This is a genomic window from Halopiger xanaduensis SH-6 (assembly GCF_000217715.1).
Lineage (GTDB): Archaea > Halobacteriota > Halobacteria > Halobacteriales > Natrialbaceae > Halopiger > Halopiger xanaduensis.
Genome location: NC_015666.1, coordinates 3480547 through 3503327 on the forward strand (window position 1 = coordinate 3480547; position 22781 = coordinate 3503327).

Consider the following 22781-nt stretch of genomic DNA (forward strand, 5'->3'; position numbering starts at 1 on the left):
CTCAGTTATGTCGCTCTCAACTGCCCGGAAGCGAGGTCAAGAACTGCTCGACGAGCAGCCGTTTACCCGTATAGACGCCGGATTGTTGCTTGTTTTGCCGGGATTGCTGCTCTTCCTGGCATTTATGGTTTTTCCAATCGGCTACTTAATCTGGATCTCGTTTACGGATGCGACGCACGCTGGAACAGTCCTGAGTGACGAATCCCAGTTTATCGGCCTCGAGAACTACTACACTCTGTTAAGCGACGGCCAATTCTGGAATTCGTTGGGTATTACCTGGCTGTTCGTCGCGATCAGCTTGCTCTTCAAAATCATCGTCTCGATCTCGATCGCGCTTGTCCTGACCCACAGTCGGGTCATCGGGAAGCGCTACATGCGCGCGATCATTCTCATGCCGCTCGGCTTTCCGGCGATCTTCATGATCACAATCTGGCGTGGTATGTTCAGCGGCGCCCGATTCGGCGTGTTTAACCAACTGCTTGGCACGTGGAATGGATTCGTCCACTGGATCGTCGCCGGTATCGATACGATTCTGTTCGGAATAACCGTCTCGGCCCCCGAGATACTGATGGCGGACGTTCCGATCGGCTGGCTTTCGGAACGGTGGATGGCGTTCGCCGCCTACGCGACGACCGAGGTCTGGTTAGCGTACCCGTTCATGATGATCATTATCGTCAGTGCGCTCCAGGACGTTCCTGACCAACTCCACGATGCGGCCAAGGTCGACGGCGCCGGCTACCTTCGTCGGTTCGTCCACGTCACCCTGCCGTCGATTAAACGACCGGTGGTCTTCGCGTCGATCTTGACCGCCGCTTCGTCCTTTCAGCAGTTCCTGCTCCCGTGGGTGTTCAACCGCGGCGGACCGAGCAGACAGAACGAACTGCTGCTCGTGTACGGATACCGAGAGGCGACCAATCTCCAGCAGTACGGAATGGCATCCGCAATCATGGTGACCGCGATCCTCTTCATCGGCGCATTCATGTTGATTGCCGTGAAGAAAACCGACATCGCAGAGGGGGTGAACAACGAATGAGTCTCGCTCGAGCGATCGGCCGAAAGCTACGCGACGATACGCTCCATGCGCTTTTGGCACCCTATCGGGCGTACGATCGAGGCCGAACGGCGATTTGGCAGGTCAGGACCGGCCGTCGATCAGTGCTTGACCTCGCGAAAACGCTGTTCGCGACCTGTGGCGCGGCAGCACTCGTCGTCGTGTTGATGTTCCCGATCTACTGGATCTTTACGGCGTCGCTCTCTCAGGGGGCGTCCCTCATTCAGTCGGACGGTGTCTTCGCCGATCCCGCGACCTACAACCTCGACGCCTACCGGTGGTTGCTGTTCGAGTCGGACTTCTTCTTCGTCGACGGCGAGTGGGGGTATCCGGCGATCGCGTACGGAACCGGCGGGCTGATCCCCATCGGAATTCAGTTCGTCGGCGGCGAACCTGGCGTCCTGTTCAACAGCCTCACCGTCGTGATCGTCACCATTATCACCGCGATGGCGATGATCATTCCGGGCGCCTACGCGCTCTCCCGGCGTGCGTTTACCGGTCGGACGAAGCTGCTGTACTTTTACATCCTCTTTACCCAGGTCGGCTCCGGCCTGTCGATCGCAACGCTAATCGCGCTGCTGGCGCTGTTCACGAACTTCGGACTCACCAACAACCTGATCGTCCTCGGGATCTTCTACGGCGCCGGCGCGATCCCGTTCAACACGTGGCTGCTGAAGACGTACATGGACAACATCCCCGTTTCCTACGAGGAAGCGGCGATCGTCGACGGCGCGAGTCGATTCGACGTCATGCGCGAGGTTATCCTTCCGCTGTGCAAGCCCGGCCTCGCAGCCATCACGATCTTCGTCTGGCTCGCGGGATGGAACGAATTTATCATCGCTCAGACCCTCCTTCGGCCCGAGAACTACACGCTCTCAGTCGAAGTGTACTCGCTGGCGACGTCCGGCCGCTTCGAAACGCCATGGACGGAGTTCGCCGCCTTCGCGATCCTCTTCGCCCTACCCGTGGCACTCATCTACTTCTTCGCACAGCGCTATGTCGAGAGCGGACTCTCCTTCGGCGGTATGGAGGGCTGACGCGATCTGGTCCGACCGCCGCTTCGTCTCCGCTTTCGCGTTTCGTCGCTTGTCTTTCGACCATCGCGCCAGCGGTGCCGATAAATCTGCTAACGCTAACGATTTACTCACCGTCTCGGCAATTTCCCTTGGTCTCGAGTCACGAACTCGATGACGCTACGCTTCGTCGAACAACGCTGAGCGAAGCTCAGCGAGTTTGACGTCGGCTTACGCCTCGTCAAACACCGCGAATCGAGGATTCGCGAGCCCGACGAAGCTACGCTTCGTCGAACAGTTCCTCACCGTCGACCATGTGCTCTTCGACGGTATCGAGATCCAGCGTTACGCCGAGGCCCGGTTCTTCCGGAATCTCGAGGTAGCCGTCCTCGATGAGGTCTTCTTCGACGAGGTCATCCCACCACTCGAGTTCGTAGGAGTGGTACTCGACGGCCAGGGAGTTCGAAACCGCGGCGCCGACGTGGGCGCTGGCGACGGTGCCGACCGGCGAGGCGACGTTGTGCATCGCCACGGGAACGTAGTAGGTGTCAGCGAGGTCGGCGATCTTCCGGGTCTCGCGCATGCCGCCGACCTTGGGCATGTCCGGCGCGATAATGTCGAGGGCCTGTTCCTCGATCAGCCGACGCTGACCGTGTTTTCGGTAGACGTTCTCGCCGACCGTAATCGGCGTCGTCGTCGACTGGGTCACTTCGCGCTGCACGTCGTGATTTTCCGGCGGGACGGGGTCCTCGAGCCACCAGACGTCGTACTCCTCGAGGCGTTCGGCGAGTCGTTTCGCGGAGCCGCCAGAGAACGTCCAGTGGCAGTCGAAGGCAACGTCTGCACGAGAACCGACGCGTTCGGTGACTTGCTCGACGATCTCGGCCTTATGTTCGATTTCGGGCTCACGGAGGTGACGGTTCGCACGATCTTTCTCGTGGCCCGAGGGGACGTCGAGGTCGAATTTGAGCGCGTCGTACCCTAACTCGTCGACGACGCGTTCGGCTTCGTCGGTGCAGGCGTCCGGATCGGCCTCTTCTTCGGTGTGACAGTCGCAGTAGACGCGCATCTCGTCGCGGTACTTGCCGCCCAGCAGCTGGTAGGCCGGTACCTCGAGGATCTTGCCGGCGAGGTCGTGCAGGGCGACTTCGATGCCCGAGATAGCCGTGACGGTGACGCCGGCGATCGAGCCCTCGCCGGACATCTTCTGGACGAGGTGCTCGTACAGGCGGTCGATATCCAGCGGGTTCTCACCCTGCAGGAAGGGTTTCATCCGCTCGATCAGTTCCGGGACGCCGGCGCCCCAGTAGGCCTCGCCGGTGCCGACGATGCCCGCATCGGTGTAGATCCGGACGAGCGTCCACGGGAAGTTGCCGTCGATCATCGTCGTCTGCACGTCGGTGATCTCGACGTCGCGGTCGCCGCCGCGGTCGCGGGTCACGCCCATCGTTTCGGCCGAGAGGTCCCGCATCGTGTACTCGGCGTTCGGATCGCGAAGCTCTGAATAGTCGACTCCCATAGCCGACGTTAGCCCGAACGGAAGGAATAGGTTGTACCGGCGAGCGGAGGCAGGCGAGCGGCGGGCGGAGACGCGAGCGACCGCCGACGGCTTACAGTCGTTGCGTCTGGTTGAGGCGGCGTCTTCGTCGGTCGTCGCTACTCTGCGTTGCCGCCGCCGCGACGAACCGGCCGTCGGCGATCCGTCCCATCGTCGGCCACCCGCTCGAGTTCGTCGGGGACGGCGTCGACGTTCGTTTCAAGGGTGCGCGTCGCGGCGAACGCGGCTCGCTTCTCGGCCGTCCGGTGTTCGATCGCGCGCGGCCCGACGGCGAGTTCGATCTGCGTAATGTCATCCGCGCACGAGCCGCCGAGAATCGTCACGGGACCGATCTCCCGCGTGTTCCTGACGTGGGTCCCGCCGCAGGCCGAGACGTCCCACGGATCGCCGCCGCCACCGACCGTAAAGCCGCCGCGCAACCTGCTCGAGCCGTTGGCGTTTCCGTTCTCGTCTTTCCCGCCGATGGTCACGAGTCGGACTCGCCCCTTCTGGACCGCGTCGTCTGCCGTCGTCTCGTCGAACGTGACGTCGTCTCGTTCCCGGGCCTCCGCGACCGGCACGTCGTCCCACGAGACCGACCGCGACTCCCAGACGGTCCGGTTGACCAGCCGGTCCAGTTCGAGCAGCGTTTCGTCGTCGACCGGTGAACTCGTCTCGAGCCCGAGCCGGACCGTCTCCTCGTCCTCGCCGATCTCGAACCCGGCGTACGACACGTCCTCGAGCAGCCGTCGTGCCGCCCCGTAGAGGACGTGGCTGGCCGTGTGGGCGCGCATACAGTACATGCGGAACGACCAGTCGATCGAGCAGAGAACGCTCCGGCCGGTCCGAAGCGAGGGTTCGGCGGCGAGCTCGTGGACCTGCTCGCCGTCGACCAGTCGGACGTCGACGACCTCGACGTCGCCGATCGTCCCGCGGTCGGCCGGCTGGCCGCCGCTCGCCCCGTAGAAGTGGCTGCGCTCGAGCCAGACCCTGCGGCCGTCGATCGCCGTCACTTCGGTCTCGAACCGCGTGGCGTACGGCTCCGCCGCCGCCCGTTGCCCGCTCATCGGTGGCACTGGGTCGGCCGGTACCAAAAGTCTGCTCGCCGAACGGCCGGTACGCCTATGTATGCGGCTCGAGCGCCGCGGTTCGGTATCGAATCGAGAATCGAGTCCTCCGTTTCGCGACGCTACTCGGACAGCGTCACGTCGAGTCGGTCTTCCAGCGCCGAGATGAGACCGCCGCCGAGGCCGGCCTGGGTGGCGCGGCCCTGTTCGACGGCCAGCAGGTCCCGCTCCGGCACGCCGAGGTCCTCGGCGAGTTCCTCGCGCTGGAGGCCGGCCTCCTGGCGCGCCTCGACGACCGTCTTTCCGTAGTCGGAGACGAGGTACGGCAGCGGGTCGTCGTCGTAGTTCGTTCCCTCCTTCTCCCAGTGCTCGGAGTCGCCGTCCCAGACCGGGTTCGCCTTCGCGACGTTCTGGGCGGCCTTCTGCTTCCGGGAGGGTTCGTCGCTCGTATCGCCGGAACTCGAGTCCGAGCCCGAACCGGACCCGCCGCGTCCCTGATCGCGCGAGCGAGAATGGGCCTGCGTATCGTCGTGGGGCGCGCAATCGGGGCAGACCTCGAGTTCGGCGCCGGCGACCGACGCGAGCCGGAGCGAATCGCTTTCGGCACCGCAGAGTTCGCAGTTCGTCCCGCCGCCGCCGGCGGACGAACCGGTCGAGTACTTGGCCATGGTATCCTTTGGCATCTGACGCATTTGAAATCTCCGTTCCGACCGGTGGCGTGTGATATCACCGCAGACGCAGGCACAAAGGAAAGGGCTTTTATAATCACGCTGGATACGGTTGAGTGCAGTAAGAAAGACACAGCGAGCGTGGGTAGCCAAGCCAGGCCAACGGCGCAGCGTTGAGGGCGCTGTCCCGTAGGGGTCCGCCGGTTCGAATCCGGTCCCACGCATCGCACGGGTGGACGACGTCCACCTAAAAGCGCGGCCATCAGCCGCGAAACGCGAGGCGGTTTCACCGCCGAGCGACACGATGCAGGTGATTTCCCTTCGCGGACATCACCCACGCATAATTCCTTCCGGAAACTACACCGACCAGCGACGGTGTCGCCCGTTCGGCTCCGTTCAGTCTCGTTGCTCGAGAGTCGGGACAGTACAGTAACGACTTTCCCCCGCCGCTCGAAGGTCGAAACATGGCGTACGTCCCTCGAGAACGCGTTCGAGAGCTCGCCGCAGTCCTGAGTATCGTCTCGCTCGCGGTGGTGTTCGCGGCGGCGGGCGGCCGGATTCCCCAATCGACGGTCCCGACCGCGCCCGAGTGGGTGCTCGAGCTGATCCCGCACGTCAACGTCGCGATCAGCGCGACCGCCATCGGGACGATCACGGTCGGCTGGCGGGCGATCCGCCGCGGCGACGTCGATCGCCACCGAGTCGCGATGCTCGCCTCGTTCGTGCTGTTCGTCGCCTTCCTCGCGTTCTACCTCTACCGGCTCGTCGCGACCGGCGGACCGCAACCGTTCCCCGGCCCCGACGCGGTGTACCAGTTCGTCTACCTGCCGATCCTCGCGATCCACATCCTGCTCGCGATCGTCTGCGTGCCGCTAGTGTACTACGCGCTGCTGCTCGCCGGCGCGTACTCGATCGACGAGTTGCGCCGCACCAGCCACGCCCGGATCGGCCGGCTCGCCGCGAGCCTGTGGCTCGTCTCCTTCTCGCTCGGCATCGTCGTCTACGTGCTGTTGCACGTCGTCTACTGAGGCGCTCGCTCGTAGGCGATTGCGATGCCCATGCCGATGCCAGACTATTCACCCTGATAGCTGCCGCTCGAGGGAGTCGCGTCGCGCGATGTGAGTGAACCAGATCGGGTGCTGTGAACCTGATAACTGGGATCGGCTTACGTAACCAGATTCTGGAAGAAGTCGCTGAACGCAATCAGGAACAGCGCGGCCACGACGATCAGAATGAGGAACGCAAAGAAGATGATCGCCGCTTGCCGTCCGGTGAGCGATTCCCCTTCGAGGAACTCGTCCATTGCCATACCGGCTATTCGGTTGCTCCACTTTTAAATATGCGTGTGGTTTTGCCCGGGGATTTCGCGGATCGTGCGTGACATCTCGATCGGACTCGCGAAGAACTCGAGATCCGACCGGAATCGGTCGAGAAAGATCGGTTCGGCTTAGTCGTCGGCGTGGATCGCCTGCTCGCCGACCTCGGGTCGGCTCACGTCGCGGTCCGTTTCTTCGCCCTCGATGTCGTAGGGGTACTCGCCGGTCACGCAGCCGAGACAGAGGTCGATCCGCTCCTTGCCGAGGACCTCGGCGACGGCGTCGGTCGAGAGGTAGGCGAGGCTGTCGGCGCTGATCTCGTCGCGGATCTCCGCGGTCGACTTGTCCGACGCGATCAGTTCCTCGCGGGTGGCCATGTCGATCCCCATGTAGCAGGGGGCGACGATCGCCGGCGCGCCGATCCGGACGTGGACCTCCTCGGCGCCGCAGTCCTTGAGCAGCTGGACCAGCTGCGTGGAGGTCGTCCCGCGGACGATCGAGTCGTCGATGACGGTGACGGTCTTGCCCTCGATGGTGGACTTGATCGGGTTGAGCTTCAGCCGCACGGCGCGCTCGCGCTCGTCCTGGGTGGGCATGATGAAGGTGCGGCCGACGTAGCGGTTCTTCATCAGCCCCTCGGCGAACTCGACGCCGTCGTCGTCCGCGTCGCGGGGCTCGCCGTCGGCGGTCGTCTCGCTGGCGGCGTCCGCGTAGCCGGAGGCGAACGCGCGCCCGGAGTCCGGAACGGGCATCACGACGTCGGTCTCGACGCCGCTTTCCTCCCAGAGCTTGCGCCCGAGATTCCGCCGGGCCTCGTAGACGAGCGTCTCGTCGATGACGCTGTCCGGCCGCGCGAAGTAGACGTGTTCGAAGAAGCAGTGGGCCGTGTGCTCCTCCTCGACGAGCTGGTAGGAGTCGAAGCCCGCGCCGTCCTCCTGCAGGACGATCAGTTCGCCCGGCTTCACGTCCCGGACGAGTTCGCCGTCCAGCGTGTCGATGGCCGCCGATTCGGAGGCCAACATGTAGCCGTCCTCAAGTTTCCCGATGCAGAGCGGACGATTCCCCTGCGGATCGCGGACGCCGAGGATGGTGTCGTCGTGGCTGATCGTCAGCGAGTAGGAGCCGTGGATCCGCCCCATCGTGCGCTTGACCGCGCGCACGAGGTCCTCCTCGAGCAGGTTGCGCGCGAGGTCGTGGGCGATGACCTCGGTGTCGCCGTCGCTGGTGAAGGCGTGGCCCGCGGCGGCGAGTTCCTCGCGGATCTCGTCGGCGTTGACGAGGTTGCCGTTGTGGGAGAGGCCGAGCGAGCCGCTCTTGAAGGAGACGGAGAAGGGCTGGGCGCAGCAGGAGTCGACGGAGCCGGCGGTCGGGTACCGGACGTGGCCGACCCCGGCCGCGCCGTTGAGCATGTCGAGGTCGTCCTCCTCGAAGACGTCCCCCACGAGCCCCATCTCGACGTGGCTGTGCTGCTGGAAGCCGTCGTGGGTGACGATCCCTGCGGATTCCTGGCCGCGGTGCTGGAGTGCGTAGAGCGCGTAGTACAACGGTCGTGCCGCGTCCCGACCGTTCAGTGAGACGCCGACGACGCCGCACTTCTCGGTCATTCCTGTTCGCCGGGGAGTCTCGCCCCGCCCATCAGTCATGGGAGTCAGTAGGGCACTCTGACGATAAAAATCCCCGTGTTTGTGCTTCTTCGACGGCCACCAGGACAGAATCATATTCACGTACGTGTATAGATGCGCCAACGCCGCGCTGGCGGCGGTTCATCCCGGCAACGCTGCCGGACGACTACGGAACCGACGCAGTAACCTCGAGTTCGAGCACTGACCGCTCGAGACCGGTAACCAACTCTGAGGTTCCGGAACCGCGACACCTTTATCGCCGGATTCACGAGTAGACGGCAGTGAACCGCAGGAGGGCGCTCGAGACGCTTCGGTCGCCGGTCGTCGCCTTTGGCCTCGCAGCCACCGTCGCCGCTGCGACGTGGCTGTCGGTGCCGTCGGGGACGGGAACGATGCTCTCGATCACGCTCTTCTGTATCGTTCTCTGGGTACTGACGCCGGTGCCGCCCTCGTACACCGGGTTGATCGGCCTCGGGCTGATCGCCGTCGCCTTCTCGACGGACCTGGCGCTCGTCGGCTTCCAGAAGCCCGCGACCTGGCTCATCGGATTCGGCCTCCTGATGGGCGAGGCAACGCGCCAGAGCGGGCTGGCGAACGCGGTCGGGCGGACGATCGCGACCAGGAGTATCGGCGACCCGGCCGACGCGGATACGCGTCGCACGTACCGACGGCTGCTGTTCGCGCTGGCGCTCGGCGGCCACGCGCTGGCCTTCCTCGTGCCGTCGGCGCTCGTTCGCATCCTCGCGCTCGCGCCGATCCTCCGGGAACTCGGCTCGTGGTTCGACTCGAGAGAGGCGCGCGTCGGACTCTATCTCGGACCGCTGTTCGGGACGTTCTACGGCTCGGCCGGCATCTTGACCGCGGATCTCCCGAACATCATCATCTCGGGGTTCGCGGAGTCGATCGGCGGCCACACCATCTCGTGGTCCGAGTGGTGGCTCCACATGTACCCGGTCATGGGGCTCGTGCGCGTGTTGCTGGTCGTCAGCATCGTCTACCTGCTCTTTCGGCCGCCGGCCGACGCGGGGTTCGACGTCCCCGACGCCGACACGGAGACCGACGACACTGCAGTGACCGACGGTGACGACACCGATACCGGGTTCAGCGCCGCGGAACGGCGGATGCTCGCCTTCCTCCTCGTCGGCGCGGCGATCTGGGCGACGGACTTCGTCCACGGCTTCCACCCCGTGATCGGTGCGGTGGCCGTCGTCGTCCTCGCGTTCCTCCCCGAGATCGGCGTTGCGGACTTCGACACCGTCGGCGGCGAGGTCGACTACTCGATCCTCTTTTTCATCGCCGCGGTGTTCGCGATCGGTGACGGCCTGACCGAGACCGGCTTTACCGATACCGCGGCGACACACCTGCTCGAGCTTATCCCGACGGGCGCGCCGCTCGCAGTGATCCTCGCGTCGGTCTTTTTCATCACCTTTGGCCTCTCGTTCTTAATGGAAGGCGTCGCCGTCGCGAGCGTGCTGACGCCGGTACTAATCCCGTATATCGAGGGCGCGGGGCTGCCATTTACGCCAGTGTTACTGGCGGAGACGATGGCGCTGAGTTCGTACTTCTTCCCGTACCAGTCGGCGGTCCTCATCGTCATCCTGAACGAGGGCGATATCAGGACGAGGGAGTTGATCGTCGCGACGGTCGCGTGTTCGCTCGCGACGATCGTCCTGCTGCTCCCGATCCAGTTCGGGCTGTTCAGCGTCTTCTACTGAGTCGCCCCGCGAGGCGCAGTGTTGAAGACGCTCGCCTCGAGTGCAGAACGTAACACATGCGACTCGAGGAGTACTGGGGTGTCGGCCCGAAGACGCGGGAGACGCTGGTCGAGGAGTTAGGCCGGGAGCGGGCGATCCAGGCCATCGAGAACGGAGACGTTCGCGCGCTCGCGGACGCCGGGCTGGCGCGCGGGCGGGCGACCCGCATCCTGCGCCGCGCGACTGGCGGTGACGGGATCGACGTGCTGGCGACGAGCGACGCTCGATCGGTCTACAAGGACCTGCTCGATCTGGCCTCGGACCACGCCGTCACCCGGCGGGCGGCCGACCGAATCCGGGTGCTGACGCCGCTGACGAGCCGCGACGCGATGGAAGACCGACTCGACGACGTCCTCGCGGCGCGGGACGCCTGGGCCGCACTCGAGGGGTCGGACCGCGACACCGTCCTCGAGGCGTACGAACGCTACGACGAGCGCGACGGCAGCGAACGGGCGGCCGTCGAAGCCGCGCTCGGGCTGCTGGAGGCGGGGGTCGACGCCGGCCCGTTCGGCGCGATCGCCGACCTCGAGCGCGGGACGCTCGAAGAGGCCGCCGACGCGCTCGCGGCGCTGGACGGCGGCCGCGTCGCTGAGGGTGCGGACGACGAACTCGACCGCTTGCGGGACGCGCTCGGTGCCGTCGAGGACATGGACGCCAACGCCCTGGACCTGATCGAGGACCTGCGCTCGGACGGCGTCCGCGACGTCGACCAGTTCCGCGAGGCCTTCGAGGACCACCTGCTCTCGGAGACGGACGTGACGATCGATCGGGTTCGGGACGCGATGCCGACCGACGCGGCGGACGCGACCGATTTCGTCGGGGGGACGCTGCGGACGCTGCGGAGCGACCTCACCGCGGCGATCGACGAGCGCGAAGAGACGGTTGCGAGCGAGTACCGAGCGATCCTCGAGGACGCCGACGAAGCCGTCGATCGGGCCGTCGAAGCGGTCGACGATATCGCCCTGCACCTCTCGCTGGCGCGGTTCGCGCTCGAGTACGACTGTACGCGACCCGAGTTTCGCGAAGGGAGCGAGGGCGCCGTCTCCGTCGTCAACGCGCGCAACCTGACGCTGGCAGCTACTGACGAGGAGTCCGTCCAGCCCGTGACCTACGCGCTGGGCGAGCACGGACTCGAGAGCGCTGCCGACGAAGCGGGCGTCGGCGACCTTCCCGACGAGGAGCGCGTCGCCGTCCTCACCGGCGCGAACAGCGGGGGGAAGACGACCCTGCTCGAGACGCTGTGCCACGTCGTCCTGCTGGCGATGATGGGACTGCCGGTTCCGGCCGATCGGGCCGAGGTGACGCCCGTCGACTCGCTGGTCTTCCACCGCCGCCACGCCAGTTTCAACGCCGGCGTCCTCGAGTCGACCCTCCGATCGATCGTGCCGCCGCTGTCGTCGGGCGGCCGGACGCTGATGCTGGTCGACGAGTTCGAGGCGATCACCGAACCCGGCAGCGCGGCCGACCTCCTGCACGGGCTGGTGACGCTGACCGTCGACCGGGACGCGCTGGGCGTGTTCGTCACTCACCTCGCCGACGACTTAGAGCCGCTGCCGCCCGAGGCCCGCGTCGACGGCATCTTCGCGGAGGGGCTGAACCCGGACCTCGAACTGCTGGTCGACTACCAGCCCCGCTTCGGGACGGTCGGCCGCTCGACGCCGGAGTTCATCGTCTCGCGGCTCGTCGCGAACGCCGACGACCGGGGCGAGCGAGCCGGATTCGAGACGCTGGGGGAGGCGGTCGGCAACGACGTCGTCCAGCGGACGCTCGCGGACGCGCGCTGGAACGAGGGGACGACCGACTGACGGTCCGCGGCGAGTCCGATCAGGGGTGGCCGAATTCGTCGCCGTCTCGGCCTCGATCCTCCTCGAGCCACCGATCTCGGCGCGGTTCGTATCCGTCCTCGTCGTCGACCCCTGCACCGTGTGTGTAGACCGTCGCGTCTTCGTCCTCGCAGACTCTCGCCTCGAGGTACGCCTGCGCCGCGCGCCGCGAGAGCGCGCCCATCTCGACGGCGTCGCCGAGCGCGGTCTTCGTCGCGCGAAACCACGTTCTGACCGCCCGGTCGTCGGCGGGATCGACCGCGACGATCGCGCCGCGGCCGCCGTCCCGGCCGTCGCCCCACTCGAGCCAGCAAACGCGGTAGGGCTCGACCGCGTAGTCGTCGGCAGGTGCGACGAGGTACAGCGCCTCGTGGACGCACGGATCGAGGTGGTCGGTCAGGATCCGCTCGAGGGCGACCGAATCGGCGAGCAGCGCGGACTCGATCGCCCCCTCGGCCAGCGGGGTCGCGGCGGTGATTTCGCGGGCCAGGGAAAGGTCCTCGCCGCCCCAGTGGCTGTATCGCAGGTCGTAGAGCCGGTCGGGTCGCCGGTACGCGACGAGCGCTCTATGGCCCATCGTGACCCTCGTCGGTTCGGGCGGAGTGCGGCGACAGCGGGTCGGTACGACGGCGGTGGCGTCTCGAGCGAGCGGGTGGGGTGGTGGAACGCATCGTCCGCCGGTTCTGGTCGCCCGCCGGTATTTGAAGGCGCGGACGACGGACGTCGGACGCTGCTGCCGCGGGCGGCTGACGGCGTCCGCACCGCGGCCGGGCACAACGCCAAAATCCCCCCGGCACCTAGCTCACCTCGAAACCGAATGGGAACGAACACGGAGTACGACGCGGTGATATTCGACAACGACGGCGTACTGACGACCCCGACCGATTACGACGTGCTGGTCGACGCGACGTACGACGCGTTCGCGTCGGTCGGCGCCGCCGAACCGACCCGCGACCACGTCGAGACGCTGCTCGGCCCGGACGTCGAGTCGCTCCGGCAGGTCGCCGACGACCACGGCGTCGACCCCGCGGACCTCTGGGCCGCCCGCGAGCGAGCCGCCATCGAGGCCCAACTCGAGGAGATCCGCGCCGGCCGCAAGCGCCTCTACGACGACGTCTCGGTCCTCGACCGACTCGAGCAGCCGAGCGCGATCGTCAGCAACAACCAGCACGAGACGATCGGGAACATCCTCGAGCACCTCGATATCGGCGGTTTCGACGTCTGGTACGGCCGCGAGCCGTCGATCGAGGGGATCGAGCGGAAGAAGCCGAACGCCTACTACCTCGAGTCTGCGATCGACGATCTCGCGGTCTCGAATCCGCTGTACGTCGGGGATAGCCGCGTCGACGTGACCGCGGCGGCCGAGGCCGGCGTCGATTCGGCGTTCGTCCGCCGGGACCACCGCGAGGGGTACGACCTGCCGACCGAGCCGGACTACGAGATCGACTCGCTCGCGGCGCTCGAGGAGATCGTATAGGGCGGCGACCGGTCGGCAGTCTCAAGCGGCTAGTGCAGTCTCGTTCCCCGATTCGACCCGGCGCTCGGCCCGTTCCTTGACCGCCGCGTTCATCGCCGCGAAGCCGCGCTCGAGGCGCTCGCGGTCGAACAGCAGCGGGACGAGCGCGCCGCGGAACGTCTCCCGGTGGAGCAAGCGAGTCCGTCGGCCGCCGTCGACCGGGTCGAGGTGGAACTCGTGGTAGCCGTCGAACGCGAACGGGACGGCCAGCCGACCGACCCAGGCGAGTCGGCGGTGCTCCTCGGCGACGATCACCTCGGGTTCGAACGTCATCCCGCGCGAATCGGGCGGTTCGATCCGGACCCGCAGGCGCTCCCCCTGGACGGGGAGCCCCTCGATCGACCGGACGAACGGGTTCCACTCCGGGTAGCTATCGAACTCGAGGAGGACGTCCCAGACGACCGGCGGCGGCGCGTCGATCTCCTCGAAGGTCTCGATTACTTCCATGCCACCGATTAGCACTCGAGACGGCATGCTCCTATCGGTGGCAGGTGCCGGTTCGGGACGCTCGAGACGAGACGGGCTTCCGTCGATCGGCGAGCGCGGTCAGTACAGGCGACACCTCGCCCGATCCGTTCAGTACGCTTATTAAAACTCCCTGAAAATAACGACGTGATGCGCGCTCCGGCCGGACTCGAGCACGCGTCGGGTCTCCGGGGATTCGTCCCGGTCGTTCTCGCGAACCTGCTGCCGCTCGTCGGCGTCCTCCGGTTGGGCTGGGATCCGGCGACACTCGTCGTGATCTACACGCTGGAGTTGCTGTTCTCGTTCGTGTTCGCGGGCGCGAAGGCGCTGTTCGCGCAGCGGCCACCGCGGACCGATCGCGAGGGAGGCGTGTTCAGCGTCTCGAGCGAGTTGACCGAAAAGCGCGGCGGGTTCGAACTCGTCCCCTGGCTGCCGCCGATCTACCCGCGGAACCTGCCGTTCGCGACGGCGGTCGTCGTCCCCGCCGTGTGGTTCGTGACCATGGTCGGGGTCGTCTTCTCCAACGCGTTTACCGTCGGCGGACTGCTCGCCGAACCGGACGTGGTGCTGAGCGTCGCGGCGCTGCTCGTCGGGCAACTGCTCGAGATCCGGCGCGACCACCTCCGGGGCGGCTACGAGTCGGCGTCCCCGTACGCGGTCGTCGAGACGCCGGCCAGGCAGGCGTTTTTCGTCGCCTTCGTGCTGTTCGTGACGCCCGGAATCGGCGTCGGCGGCGCGGATGGGGTCCTCGCCGTCGTAGTCCTCGTCAAACTGCTCGTCGAGTGGTCGGCCCACCGCGCGACGGAGGGCGACGGCGGACGACTGACCAACTGGCTCGCCGGACCGGAGTCGGCGGGCGAGCGCCGCGAACCGGTGTGCGTTCCCGACGGCGAACCGGACGTTCGTCTTCCGACCGACAATCGTGCGGTGCTGTACACCGGCGCGTTCGACGTTCTCGGGAGGCTCGCACCGTTTCTCGCGATGCCGTTCATCATCCTCTGGTTTCTCTCGGTGGGAGCGTTCGGCGACGAGGCCCCCGCCGCGACGGTGCTCGGGGTCACGCTCGTCGTGTTCGGCCTGTACGTCGGCTACCTCGCGGCGGAGGTACTGACGTTCTACCTCAGATTCGCGCCGCTCGAGTACCAGCGGTACGGGGATCGACTCGTCGCGTACGACACCCTCGTCGACGAACCGCAGTGGGCGACGTCCCTCGAGGTGGTGCGCGACGTGCAGGTCGTCCCCGATCGGCTCCCGGACCGCCTGTTCGGGACGCGAACGATCGGCGTCACGACGGGCTGGAGCGACGACGAGGCGAGGCGAATCCTCGGGCCCGTCCGCAACGCCGAGACGCTGGTCGAGGCGCTCGAGTTGCCGGTTCGATCGACGGAACTGGAACCGCTCAACCGACTCCCCGCCGCGGTCGTGGTCGGCTGTCTCGTCGCCGGCGCCGTCGCCCTCGGCGTGCTCGCGGTCGGCCCGTGGATCTCGCCGTTTCGGTTGCTGTTCACCGGACTCGTATACGGCACGTTCGGGATTCCGTTCGCAGCGCTCGTGCTACGGCTCCTCTGGAATCAGGCGTACCCCGACCGGCGCGCTCGAGACTGAGGACCCGCACTCAGCCGCTCCGAATCCGCGCTGCTCGCTCGAGGGTCGATCGTCCGGCGACCGTCACGGCCGAACGCGGCGCCGATCGCGAGAAACCGTCGTTTCTAACGGCCCGAAGCGTCTAGCGGCGTCCGACTATGCCGACCGTGCTGGTTCGCGGTCTCGCGGATGAGGGACCCGGCGACGTCGTCGGGGCGTTCGCCGGCGAAGCCGGCGCCGGTCTTCGAGGACTTCTGCGAGTACGCGCGGACCCGCGGACGGATCGTCGACGCGAGTCGAGAGCGGCGATCGAACTGCGGACGGCAGTCACCGATCGGTTTCGCCTCACGGCCGTCCTCGAAACGGAGCGTTACGACTGCGCTTACGGCTGTATCGTTCACCTGTCGCGGTCCCGTCGTGGAGTTCGCTCGGACCGTGATCGCCGCCGGAACGTCGACCGACCGCTTCGTCGACCGGGCAGATGCACGCTCGAGACGCAGAAACCAGTCATTGTAGCGTGAAATAACTTAACCGAACCGTCCGGGACGCACCAGACAGCAATGGCGCAGGCGACCGCATCGACGCGATCGGACGGCGATCGACGCGACGACGAGTCGGCCGCGGGGGAACGAACGGTTATCAGGACGGACGAGGAGTCGGGCCTCGAGGTGACGGCCGTCGACTCGATCCGGGCCGTCGATCGCTCCCGGTGGAACGACGTGGTTCGGGGCGCGCGCTGCGGCAGCGTCTTCCACCGCTACGAGTGGCTCGAGGCGATCGAGACCGGGCTCGGCCATCCGGCGAAACACCTCCTCGTCGAAAAGGACGGCAATCTCATCGGTCTGCTTCCGAACGTCGTCGTGGACATCGAGAAGACGCCGTTCCAGCGCCTCTCGTCCGCGTATCCGGGGTTCGGCGGTCCGGTCATCACGACCGACATCGCCGAGTCGCTGTCGCTGCTCGCCGACGCCGTTCCCGACCTCTGTACCGGTCGCACGATCGTCCACCAGATCAGGGGCCTCGATACCGACTACCTCCGATACAACAACACCCTCCAGGCGGAGGGGTACCGCCCGTACCGGCGCGAGTGTCGGTTCGAGATCGATCTGAGCCGGGGCTACGAGGCGGTCAAAGACGGAATGAGCAAGGGCCGGCGCCGGGGCATCCGGAAGGGGAAAGAGACGGATCACGAGATCGTCGAGGCGGAGCTCACGCGGGCCAACGTCGAGCGATTCTACCGGTCGTACCGGCGCGTCATGGACCGCGTCGGCGGCGATATCTATCCCTTCTCCTTCTTCGAGGCGTTACGCGGGATGGAATCGCGGGTCCTGTTGCTGACGCTCCGAATCGAGGGCGAGTACGCCGGCGGCTGTCTACAGCTGCTCGACGAGGAGCAGAACGCGGTCCACGGGTTTTTCGCCGCCGTCCCGAGGGAGTACTACGACGACCACGCGTCGGAGTTGCTGTACGACCGCGTGGTCCAGTGGGGGATCGACCGCGGGTACGAGACCTACGACCTCGGCAGTACGAACGCGAGTTTCGAAGACGGCGTCTACCGGTTCAAGGAGGGGTTCGGCGGCCAGCCGATTCCGATCCTCGTGTGGGAACGGGGCTGCAGCCCGCTCTGGCCGCTGGTGCGGGCCGGACGGTCCGTCTACTGGCCGTATCACTTCGACTGACTCCATCGACTGACTCGCGCCGCCGCACGAGGGGATCGCCGCGGTCCCCAGACCCTTTAGCGTCGCGGCCGATTTTCGACCCGATGCGAGCCGCAGCCTTCACCGAGCTGATCGGTCCCGACGGAGTGAGCGTGATCGACCGCGACGATCCCGAACCCGGCCCCGGCGAGGCCGTCGTCGACGTCGCGGCCTGCGCGATCAACCGCCACGACCTCTGGATCCTCGAGGGCGACTCGGCGATGGTCGACGCCGACGACCTGCCCTTCGTCACCGGGCTCGACGTCGCCGGCACCGTCCGCGAAGTCGGCGACGGCGTCTCGAGCGTCGCGCCCGGCGACGCGGTCGTGCTCTGTCCGAACGAGACCTGCGGCGAGTGCCGATTCTGCCGCGAGGGACCAGAGAACATGTGCGAGAACTTCTCCCTCTATCACGGCGGGCTCGCGGAGGCCGCCCGCGTCGAGGCGGACCGCCTGCTCCCGCTGCCCGACGGCGTGGACGCGACGACCGCCGCCGCGATCCCGACGGCGTACATGACCGCCTTCCACATGCTCCGGCGGGCCGACGTCGGTCCCGGCGACCTCGTCTTCGTTCCGGGCGCGACCGGCGGCGTCGGCGTCGCGACCGTCCAACTCGCGGATATCATCGGCGCGCGAACCGTCGGCACCTCCTCGTCGGAGTCGAAACTCGAGCGCGTTCGGGAACTCGGGCTCGATCATGGGATCCGGTCGACCGACACCGACGAGATCCGCGAGCGGGTCGCGGAGATCGGGACGCCGGACGCCGTCATCAACCACCTCGGCGGCGAGTACACCGAACTCGGGCAACACGTGATGCGCCGCGGGGGAACCATGGTCATCTGCGGCCGGACGGCCGGCGGCACCTCGAGCATCGACGTCGCCGACTTCTTCCTCGGCCACAAGCGCGTCGTCGGCTCGACGATGGGCACGCAGGACGACCTGCGGCGGCTCGTCGACCTCGTCGCCGAGGGGGAGTTCGAGCCCGAGATCGACGAGACGTTCCCGCTCGAGGAGACGGCTGACGCGTTCGCCGCGATGCGGGACCGCGAGAGCGTCGGGAAGTTGGTCGTCGAACCGTAGCCGCCTCGTCGATAGCCGCGGTACTCGAGGTCGACCCGCCGGAACGCGCCGGGCCGACCTATTTCCGCGCGGTCGGTGTCGAGCGCCTATGACGAACATCGCGATCACCGGCGCGTCCGGCACCGTCGGCAGGGAAGCGATCGCGGCCTTCGACGGCACCGACGCCGAGCTGACGCTCTTTTCGCACAGCGAGACGGAGGACCTCGAGACGACGCCCGTCGATATCGCCGACCACGATGCGTTCGTCGACGCGCTCGACGACCAGGACGTGCTGATCCACCTCGCGGCCAACGCCGATCCGCGGGCGGAGTGGGAGGCCGTTCGGGGGCCGAATATCGACGGCCTCTACAACGCCTACGAGGCCGCGCTCGAGAACGACCTCGAGCGGGTCGTCTTCGCGAGTTCGAACCACGCGGTCAACATGGGCAACGCCGTCTCGAGCGTCCGCCCGGAGTCGACGATCGGCGAGCCCGAGGTGGTGCGACCCGACGACGCGACGGATCCGGACACCTACTACGGCGTCACGAAGGTCTTCGGCGAGGCGATGGGATCCTACTACGCGAAACGGCACGGGCTGGACGTGGTCACCCTCCGCATCGGCTGGCTGCTCACACGTGAGGAGCTCCGCCAGACGGTCGCGGAGCGGGACGGGCCCGGCGAGCGCTACGCCCGCGCGATGTGGCTTAGCCCCGAGGACTGTCGGCGGGTACTTCGGGCGGCCGCAACCAGTACCCTGTCGCGGACGCCGCTGACCGCCCACGGCATCTCGAACAACGGGAAGCGATTTCTCTCGCTGTCGGAGACGATGCTCGCGCTGGATTACCGGCCGCGGGACGACGCCGAAGCGGTGCTGTCCGACGACGAGTCCGAGCGTGAGGGTCTCGAGACGGGGTGATCGCGCGTCCGCCGTCGAAGCGCCGGCGCCCGCGGGGCGCCTTCGAGCCCCCGGCCCTCGAGGGATCGAAAGACCGAATATCGGGACGTTCGTACCGTCGGGTATGTCAACGAAGGTGGGCGAGTCGACGGGCTACGTCCCGAACATCCAGATGTCGGCGTTCGGGTACGTGATGGCGGCGATTCTCGTCGTTATCATGCTGCCGGTGCTCCCGATTATCGTCGTGGCGTGGGTGCTCTGGCGCGCGTTCGTCGCCGACGAACCGGTCGAATCGCGCTACGAGAGCTGGCGCAACGAGCGCGGCCGGCGACCGCGGGCCGGCGCCGCCGAGGAAGTCGAAGCAGAACTCGAGGCCGAGGACGACGAGCCGGACGCCGACGCTGCGGCCGAAACCGAAGCCGAAGCGTAACGCCTCGGCATCCGTTCCGTTCTCCGCTCTCGAGTTCGTTTTTCGATCCGACGCCGTTCTCGAGTCGGTTACCGGGACGACGGTTTCGGCTTCTTCCGGTGCGTCCCGTCGGCTCCCCCACTATCGCCTTCGCCTTCTCAGTCGTCCGCCGTCGCCGCCGAGAGAGCGGCCGGCCGATCGCCCGGCAGTTCGTCGCGGTCGTGGGACTTCTCGAAGTCCAGATCGGGACCGCGGGCGACGATCCGGTGGGGGTTCACGTCAGGGTGGGTCGTGTAGTAGTGTTCCTTGATGTGGTCCATATTGACCGTCTCTGCGACGCCCGGCGTCTGGTAGAGGTCTCGCAGGTACGGCCAGAGGTTGTCGTACTCGCGGACGTACTGGACGTTACACATGAAGTGCGTGTGGTAGACGTTATCGAACCGGACGAGCGTCGTGAACATCGCGATGTCCGCTTCCGTCAGGCGGTCGCCGGCGAGGTAGCGCTGGTCCGCGAGCACGTCGTCCCAGTGGTCCAGTGCCGAAAACAGGTCGTTGACGGCCTCGTCGTACGGACCCTGATCGGTCGCGAAACCGGCGCGGTAGACGCCGTTGTTGATCGGCTCGTAGATCCCGTCGAGGATGCGGTCGACCTCGTCCTGATAGCCCTCGGGGTAGAGGTCGACATCCCGCGCAGCATAGTCGTCGAACTCCGTATCGAGCATCCGCATGATCTCCTTGGACTCGTTGTTGACGATAGTGTCCTCCTCGGTGTCCCACAGCACCGGCACCGTTACACGGCAGGTGGCGTCCGAATCCGCCGTTACGTACAACTCTCGGAGGTAGTTGGCGTCGTGGAGGTGATCGCGCGTACAGCCCTCCTTCTCGGGCGTGAACTGCCAGCCGTCCTCGTCGCGGTAGGGGTCGACGACCGAGACGGAGATCGCGTCCTCGAGGCCCTTCAGCGCCCGCGTGACGAGCGTCCGGTGGGCCCACGGGCAGGCGTAGGAGACGTAGAGGTGGTAGCGGCCCGACTCGGGCTGAAAGCGGGCGTCGGGATCGTCGCGGATCCGGTCGCGGAAGGTCGTCTCCTGGCGCTGGAACGAGCCGTCGTCGTCGGTCGTCTCGTACGCGTCCGTTCGCCATTCGCCGTCGACGAGCATGTTCATGTCCGCATCTAGCCGCGGCGAGTACAAAGGCGCTCGCTAACCCTCGTGTCACCGGGCCGCGGCGTGTCACAAAACGATAACGAGCGAACAGATTCGCGGGCGAAAAGTGGCGGAATCCCTGTAGTGTAGACGGTACGCTTCGGGATCGTCGAAAACGTTTATTAATCGCTGGTAAGTTTGTTGAGAGCGGGTTTGACTATGAGTGACACGAACGACGGCCCGCCGAGCGGCGATCCGCCGGAGACGCTCGCGGAGGGCCCGAGCGACGACGAACCGCGGATAACGTTCTACGGCGGCCGCGGGATGAGCGCGTTACCGATCGGAATTTTCATCGTGTGGGCGATCACCCAGACCGCCCTCTGGCGAATCTCGGATACGGGCGGGTTGATCGTCGGCATCCTGGTCGGACTCATCGTCGGGATGTTCTTCGTTCGCGGCGACTGGAAGACCTACGCGAACACCATCTTCGAGGGGATGACCCAACCGGTCGCGGTGACGGCCATCGTCGCGTGGATCTGGGCCGGCATGTTCGCGCAGTTGCTCCAGGACGGCGGCTTCGTCGACGGCCTCGTCTGGTTCGCCGACGTCGCCGGCGTCGGGGCGTCCCTGTTCCCCGCCATCACGTTCGTCCTCGCGGCGCTGTTTACGACCGGAATCGGAACGGGATACGGCGCGACGATCGCGTTCGTCGGCCTCTTCTTCCCCGCCGGCGTCCTACTCGGCGCGAATCCCGTCTTGCTGTTCGGGGCGATCCTCTCCGGAGCGATCTTCGGCGACAATCTCGCACCCGTCAGCGACACGACGATCGTCAGCGCGGTCACGCAGGACGCCGACATCGGCGGCGTCGTCGCCTCGCGGTTCAAGTACGTAATCATCGCCGCCGTCGTCGCGTTCGTCGGGTACATCGTCGCCGGACAGGCGATGGCCGGCCTCGAGCTCGGCGAACAGGCCAGGCAACTGCTGGCCGCCGAGAGCCGCCCGATCGGCCTCGTCCACCTCATCTCGATGCTCGTCGTGATCGGCGCGGCGGTCGCCGGCCGCCACATCGTCGAGGCGATCTCATGGGGGATCGTCGTCGCGATCGCGTTCAACCTCGTCTTCGGGCTGGCGAGCCTGTCGGACATCCTCCTCTTTCGGGCGCCTCCCGATGCGCCGCTGGCGGAGCCGCTCGCCGGACTGCCGATCCTCACGGTCGTCACGGATCCGGACGCGGTCGGCGTCACCGGCAGCCTCATGAGCGGCGTGTCCGGCTTCCTCGAGCTGTCGATCCTCGTCCTCTTTATCATCGGCGCGGCCCAGATCATGATCCGCGGCGGCGCGTTTCAGGCGATTCTCGACTGGTCGATCGAGCACCTCGCGACGAACGTCCGCAACGCCGAGTTGACGATGGTCGGCTCCGCGGCGCTGATCAACGCGATCATCACCATCAACACGGCCGCCGAGGTCGCGATCGGCCCCTACATCTCGAAGATCGGTGAACGGTTCAACCTGAACGGCTACCGCCGCGCGAACATCCTGGACGGCCAGACCGCCGCGTTGGGCTACATCTTCCCGTGGTCCGGCGGCGTGCTCGCCGGCTACACGGAGATGCAGCTACTCCCACAACAGTACGAGTGGTTCGACCAGGGGATGCTCGTCACCCCGATCGACGTGGTGCCGTTCGTCTTCCAGGGGTGGCTGCTCGTCGCGGTGTTCATCATCGCCGCGATGACCGGCTTCGGCCGCGAGTACGTTATCGACCGCGAGAGCGAGGAGGTGGCTCGCCTATGAGCCTGTTCGGCAAGTACATGCGCGGCTGGACGTTCCGCAGCTCGAGTCCGTCGCTCACGGAGGGCGACGAGATCGACGTCTTCGTCGCCGAATCGAACAGCGACGAGGGCCACGCCTACATCGGCGATACGCATCTGGTCATCGAGGGCACCGGGCCGGAGACCGTCGAGAAGCGCGTCCGCGTTCGCGTGACCGAGTTCGACGACTCGACCGCACGCGGCCGCGGCGAGTTCCTCGAGGTCGTCGGGGAGAGTTCGTACACGGAGTGAGCGACGCGGTTCGCGACTATCTTTTCGGTCGGGTCGCGTGCGACGGGTCGCCGTCGCCCTCGAGCGACGTACCTTTATGCGGCCCGCGCGGCCACTCCCAG

The 22781-nt window shown here is 66.5% G+C and carries 21 protein-coding genes and 1 tRNA gene; 14 read left to right on the forward strand and 8 right to left on the reverse strand.

What is annotated here, in order from left to right; genetic code table 11:
* Positions 1-7: 7 nt before the first annotated feature.
* Both HALXA_RS16910 and HALXA_RS16915 read left to right on the forward strand, forming a co-directional pair.
* Positions 8-1033, forward strand: a complete 1026-nt coding sequence (locus HALXA_RS16910; RefSeq protein WP_013881619.1) for a carbohydrate ABC transporter permease — start codon at positions 8-10, stop codon at positions 1031-1033.
* Positions 1030-2088, forward strand: coding sequence for a sugar ABC transporter permease (locus HALXA_RS16915; protein WP_013881620.1), 1059 nt, complete (start codon positions 1030-1032; stop codon positions 2086-2088). The genes HALXA_RS16910 and HALXA_RS16915 overlap by 4 nt, the downstream gene beginning before the upstream one ends.
* A gap of 256 nt (positions 2089-2344) precedes the next feature.
* On the opposite strand, the gene HALXA_RS16920 is transcribed toward HALXA_RS16915, so the two are convergent.
* The 3 genes from HALXA_RS16920 to HALXA_RS16930 all read right to left on the reverse strand — a co-directional run bounded on the left by HALXA_RS16920 (position 2345) and on the right by HALXA_RS16930 (position 5360).
* Positions 2345-3583, reverse strand: coding sequence for a mandelate racemase/muconate lactonizing enzyme family protein (locus HALXA_RS16920; RefSeq protein ID WP_013881621.1), 1239 nt, complete (start codon positions 3581-3583; stop codon positions 2345-2347).
* Between the two features lie 137 nt (positions 3584-3720).
* Complete coding sequence (locus HALXA_RS16925; protein ID WP_013881622.1) at positions 3721-4668, reverse strand: alanine--tRNA ligase-related protein; 948 nt, start codon at positions 4666-4668, stop codon at positions 3721-3723.
* 122 nt (positions 4669-4790) lie between these two features.
* The gene (locus HALXA_RS16930) at positions 4791-5360 is read right to left on the reverse strand and encodes a helix-turn-helix domain-containing protein (protein WP_083822854.1); all 570 of its coding nucleotides are present in this window, start codon (positions 5358-5360) and stop codon (positions 4791-4793) included.
* A gap of 115 nt (positions 5361-5475) precedes the next feature.
* On the opposite strand from HALXA_RS16930, the gene HALXA_RS16935 reads away from it, so the two are divergent.
* A tRNA-Leu gene (locus HALXA_RS16935) sits at positions 5476-5560 on the forward strand.
* Between the two features lie 240 nt (positions 5561-5800).
* Entirely contained in the window at positions 5801-6364 is a 564-nt protein-coding gene (locus HALXA_RS16940; protein WP_013881624.1) for a DUF420 domain-containing protein, read from the forward strand.
* A 137-nt stretch (positions 6365-6501) separates the two neighbouring features.
* On the opposite strand, the gene HALXA_RS22235 is transcribed toward HALXA_RS16940, so the two are convergent.
* Positions 6502-6645, reverse strand: a complete 144-nt coding sequence (locus tag HALXA_RS22235) for a hypothetical protein (protein WP_013881625.1) — start codon at positions 6643-6645, stop codon at positions 6502-6504.
* A gap of 138 nt (positions 6646-6783) precedes the next feature.
* Positions 6784-8256 (reverse strand): amidophosphoribosyltransferase, encoded by a 1473-nt coding sequence (gene purF / locus HALXA_RS16945; protein ID WP_049895352.1) that lies wholly within the window; start codon positions 8254-8256, stop codon positions 6784-6786.
* A 299-nt stretch (positions 8257-8555) separates the two neighbouring features.
* On the opposite strand from purF, the gene HALXA_RS16950 reads away from it, so the two are divergent.
* Both HALXA_RS16950 and HALXA_RS16955 read left to right on the forward strand, forming a co-directional pair.
* Positions 8556-9989 carry an SLC13 family permease gene (locus tag HALXA_RS16950; protein ID WP_013881627.1) on the forward strand — a complete coding sequence of 478 codons (1434 nt, stop codon included), beginning with the start codon at positions 8556-8558 and terminating at the stop codon, positions 9987-9989.
* A gap of 56 nt (positions 9990-10045) precedes the next feature.
* A complete protein-coding gene (locus HALXA_RS16955; RefSeq protein WP_013881628.1) occupies positions 10046-11833 on the forward strand; it encodes a MutS-related protein in 1788 nt (595 codons plus the stop codon).
* 19 nt (positions 11834-11852) lie between these two features.
* On the opposite strand, the gene HALXA_RS16960 is transcribed toward HALXA_RS16955, so the two are convergent.
* Complete coding sequence (locus tag HALXA_RS16960; protein ID WP_013881629.1) at positions 11853-12428, reverse strand: DUF6735 family protein; 576 nt, start codon at positions 12426-12428, stop codon at positions 11853-11855.
* Between the two features lie 240 nt (positions 12429-12668).
* Here HALXA_RS16960 and HALXA_RS16965 point away from each other — a divergent pair, with 240 nt between their 5' ends.
* Positions 12669-13328: an HAD family hydrolase gene (locus HALXA_RS16965; RefSeq protein ID WP_013881630.1), complete on the forward strand. Its 660-nt coding sequence runs from the start codon at positions 12669-12671 to the stop codon at positions 13326-13328.
* A 21-nt stretch (positions 13329-13349) separates the two neighbouring features.
* Here HALXA_RS16965 and HALXA_RS16970 read toward each other — a convergent pair whose 3' ends face one another.
* The gene (locus tag HALXA_RS16970) at positions 13350-13814 is read right to left on the reverse strand and encodes an SRPBCC domain-containing protein (RefSeq protein WP_013881631.1); all 465 of its coding nucleotides are present in this window, start codon (positions 13812-13814) and stop codon (positions 13350-13352) included.
* A gap of 168 nt (positions 13815-13982) precedes the next feature.
* Here HALXA_RS16970 and HALXA_RS16975 point away from each other — a divergent pair, with 168 nt between their 5' ends.
* The 5 genes from HALXA_RS16975 (at position 13983) to HALXA_RS17000 (ending at position 19496) form a co-directional block, all read left to right on the forward strand.
* Entirely contained in the window at positions 13983-15437 is a 1455-nt protein-coding gene (locus HALXA_RS16975; protein WP_013881632.1) for a DUF6498-containing protein, read from the forward strand.
* Between the two features lie 539 nt (positions 15438-15976).
* The gene (locus HALXA_RS16985; protein WP_013881633.1) at positions 15977-17095 is read left to right on the forward strand and encodes a GNAT family N-acetyltransferase; all 1119 of its coding nucleotides are present in this window, start codon (positions 15977-15979) and stop codon (positions 17093-17095) included.
* Positions 17096-17178: 83 nt separating this feature from the next.
* Positions 17179-18192, forward strand: a complete 1014-nt coding sequence (locus HALXA_RS16990) for an alcohol dehydrogenase catalytic domain-containing protein (RefSeq protein WP_013881634.1) — start codon at positions 17179-17181, stop codon at positions 18190-18192.
* A gap of 88 nt (positions 18193-18280) precedes the next feature.
* Positions 18281-19087, forward strand: a complete 807-nt coding sequence (locus tag HALXA_RS16995; protein WP_013881635.1) for an NAD-dependent epimerase/dehydratase family protein — start codon at positions 18281-18283, stop codon at positions 19085-19087.
* Positions 19088-19190: 103 nt separating this feature from the next.
* A complete protein-coding gene (locus HALXA_RS17000) occupies positions 19191-19496 on the forward strand; it encodes a DUF7535 family protein (RefSeq protein WP_013881636.1) in 306 nt (101 codons plus the stop codon).
* A gap of 137 nt (positions 19497-19633) precedes the next feature.
* Here the strand turns inward: HALXA_RS17000 and HALXA_RS17005 are convergent, their stop codons facing one another.
* The gene (locus HALXA_RS17005; RefSeq protein ID WP_013881637.1) at positions 19634-20641 is read right to left on the reverse strand and encodes a glutathione S-transferase family protein; all 1008 of its coding nucleotides are present in this window, start codon (positions 20639-20641) and stop codon (positions 19634-19636) included.
* 198 nt (positions 20642-20839) lie between these two features.
* Between HALXA_RS17005 and HALXA_RS17010 the strand changes: the two genes are divergently transcribed.
* Entirely contained in the window at positions 20840-22411 is a 1572-nt protein-coding gene (locus HALXA_RS17010) for a Na+/H+ antiporter NhaC family protein (protein WP_013881638.1), read from the forward strand.
* Positions 22408-22680 (forward strand): DUF7513 family protein, encoded by a 273-nt coding sequence (locus tag HALXA_RS17015; protein ID WP_013881639.1) that lies wholly within the window; start codon positions 22408-22410, stop codon positions 22678-22680. The genes HALXA_RS17010 and HALXA_RS17015 overlap by 4 nt, the downstream gene beginning before the upstream one ends.
* Positions 22681-22781: the final 101 nt, after the last annotated feature.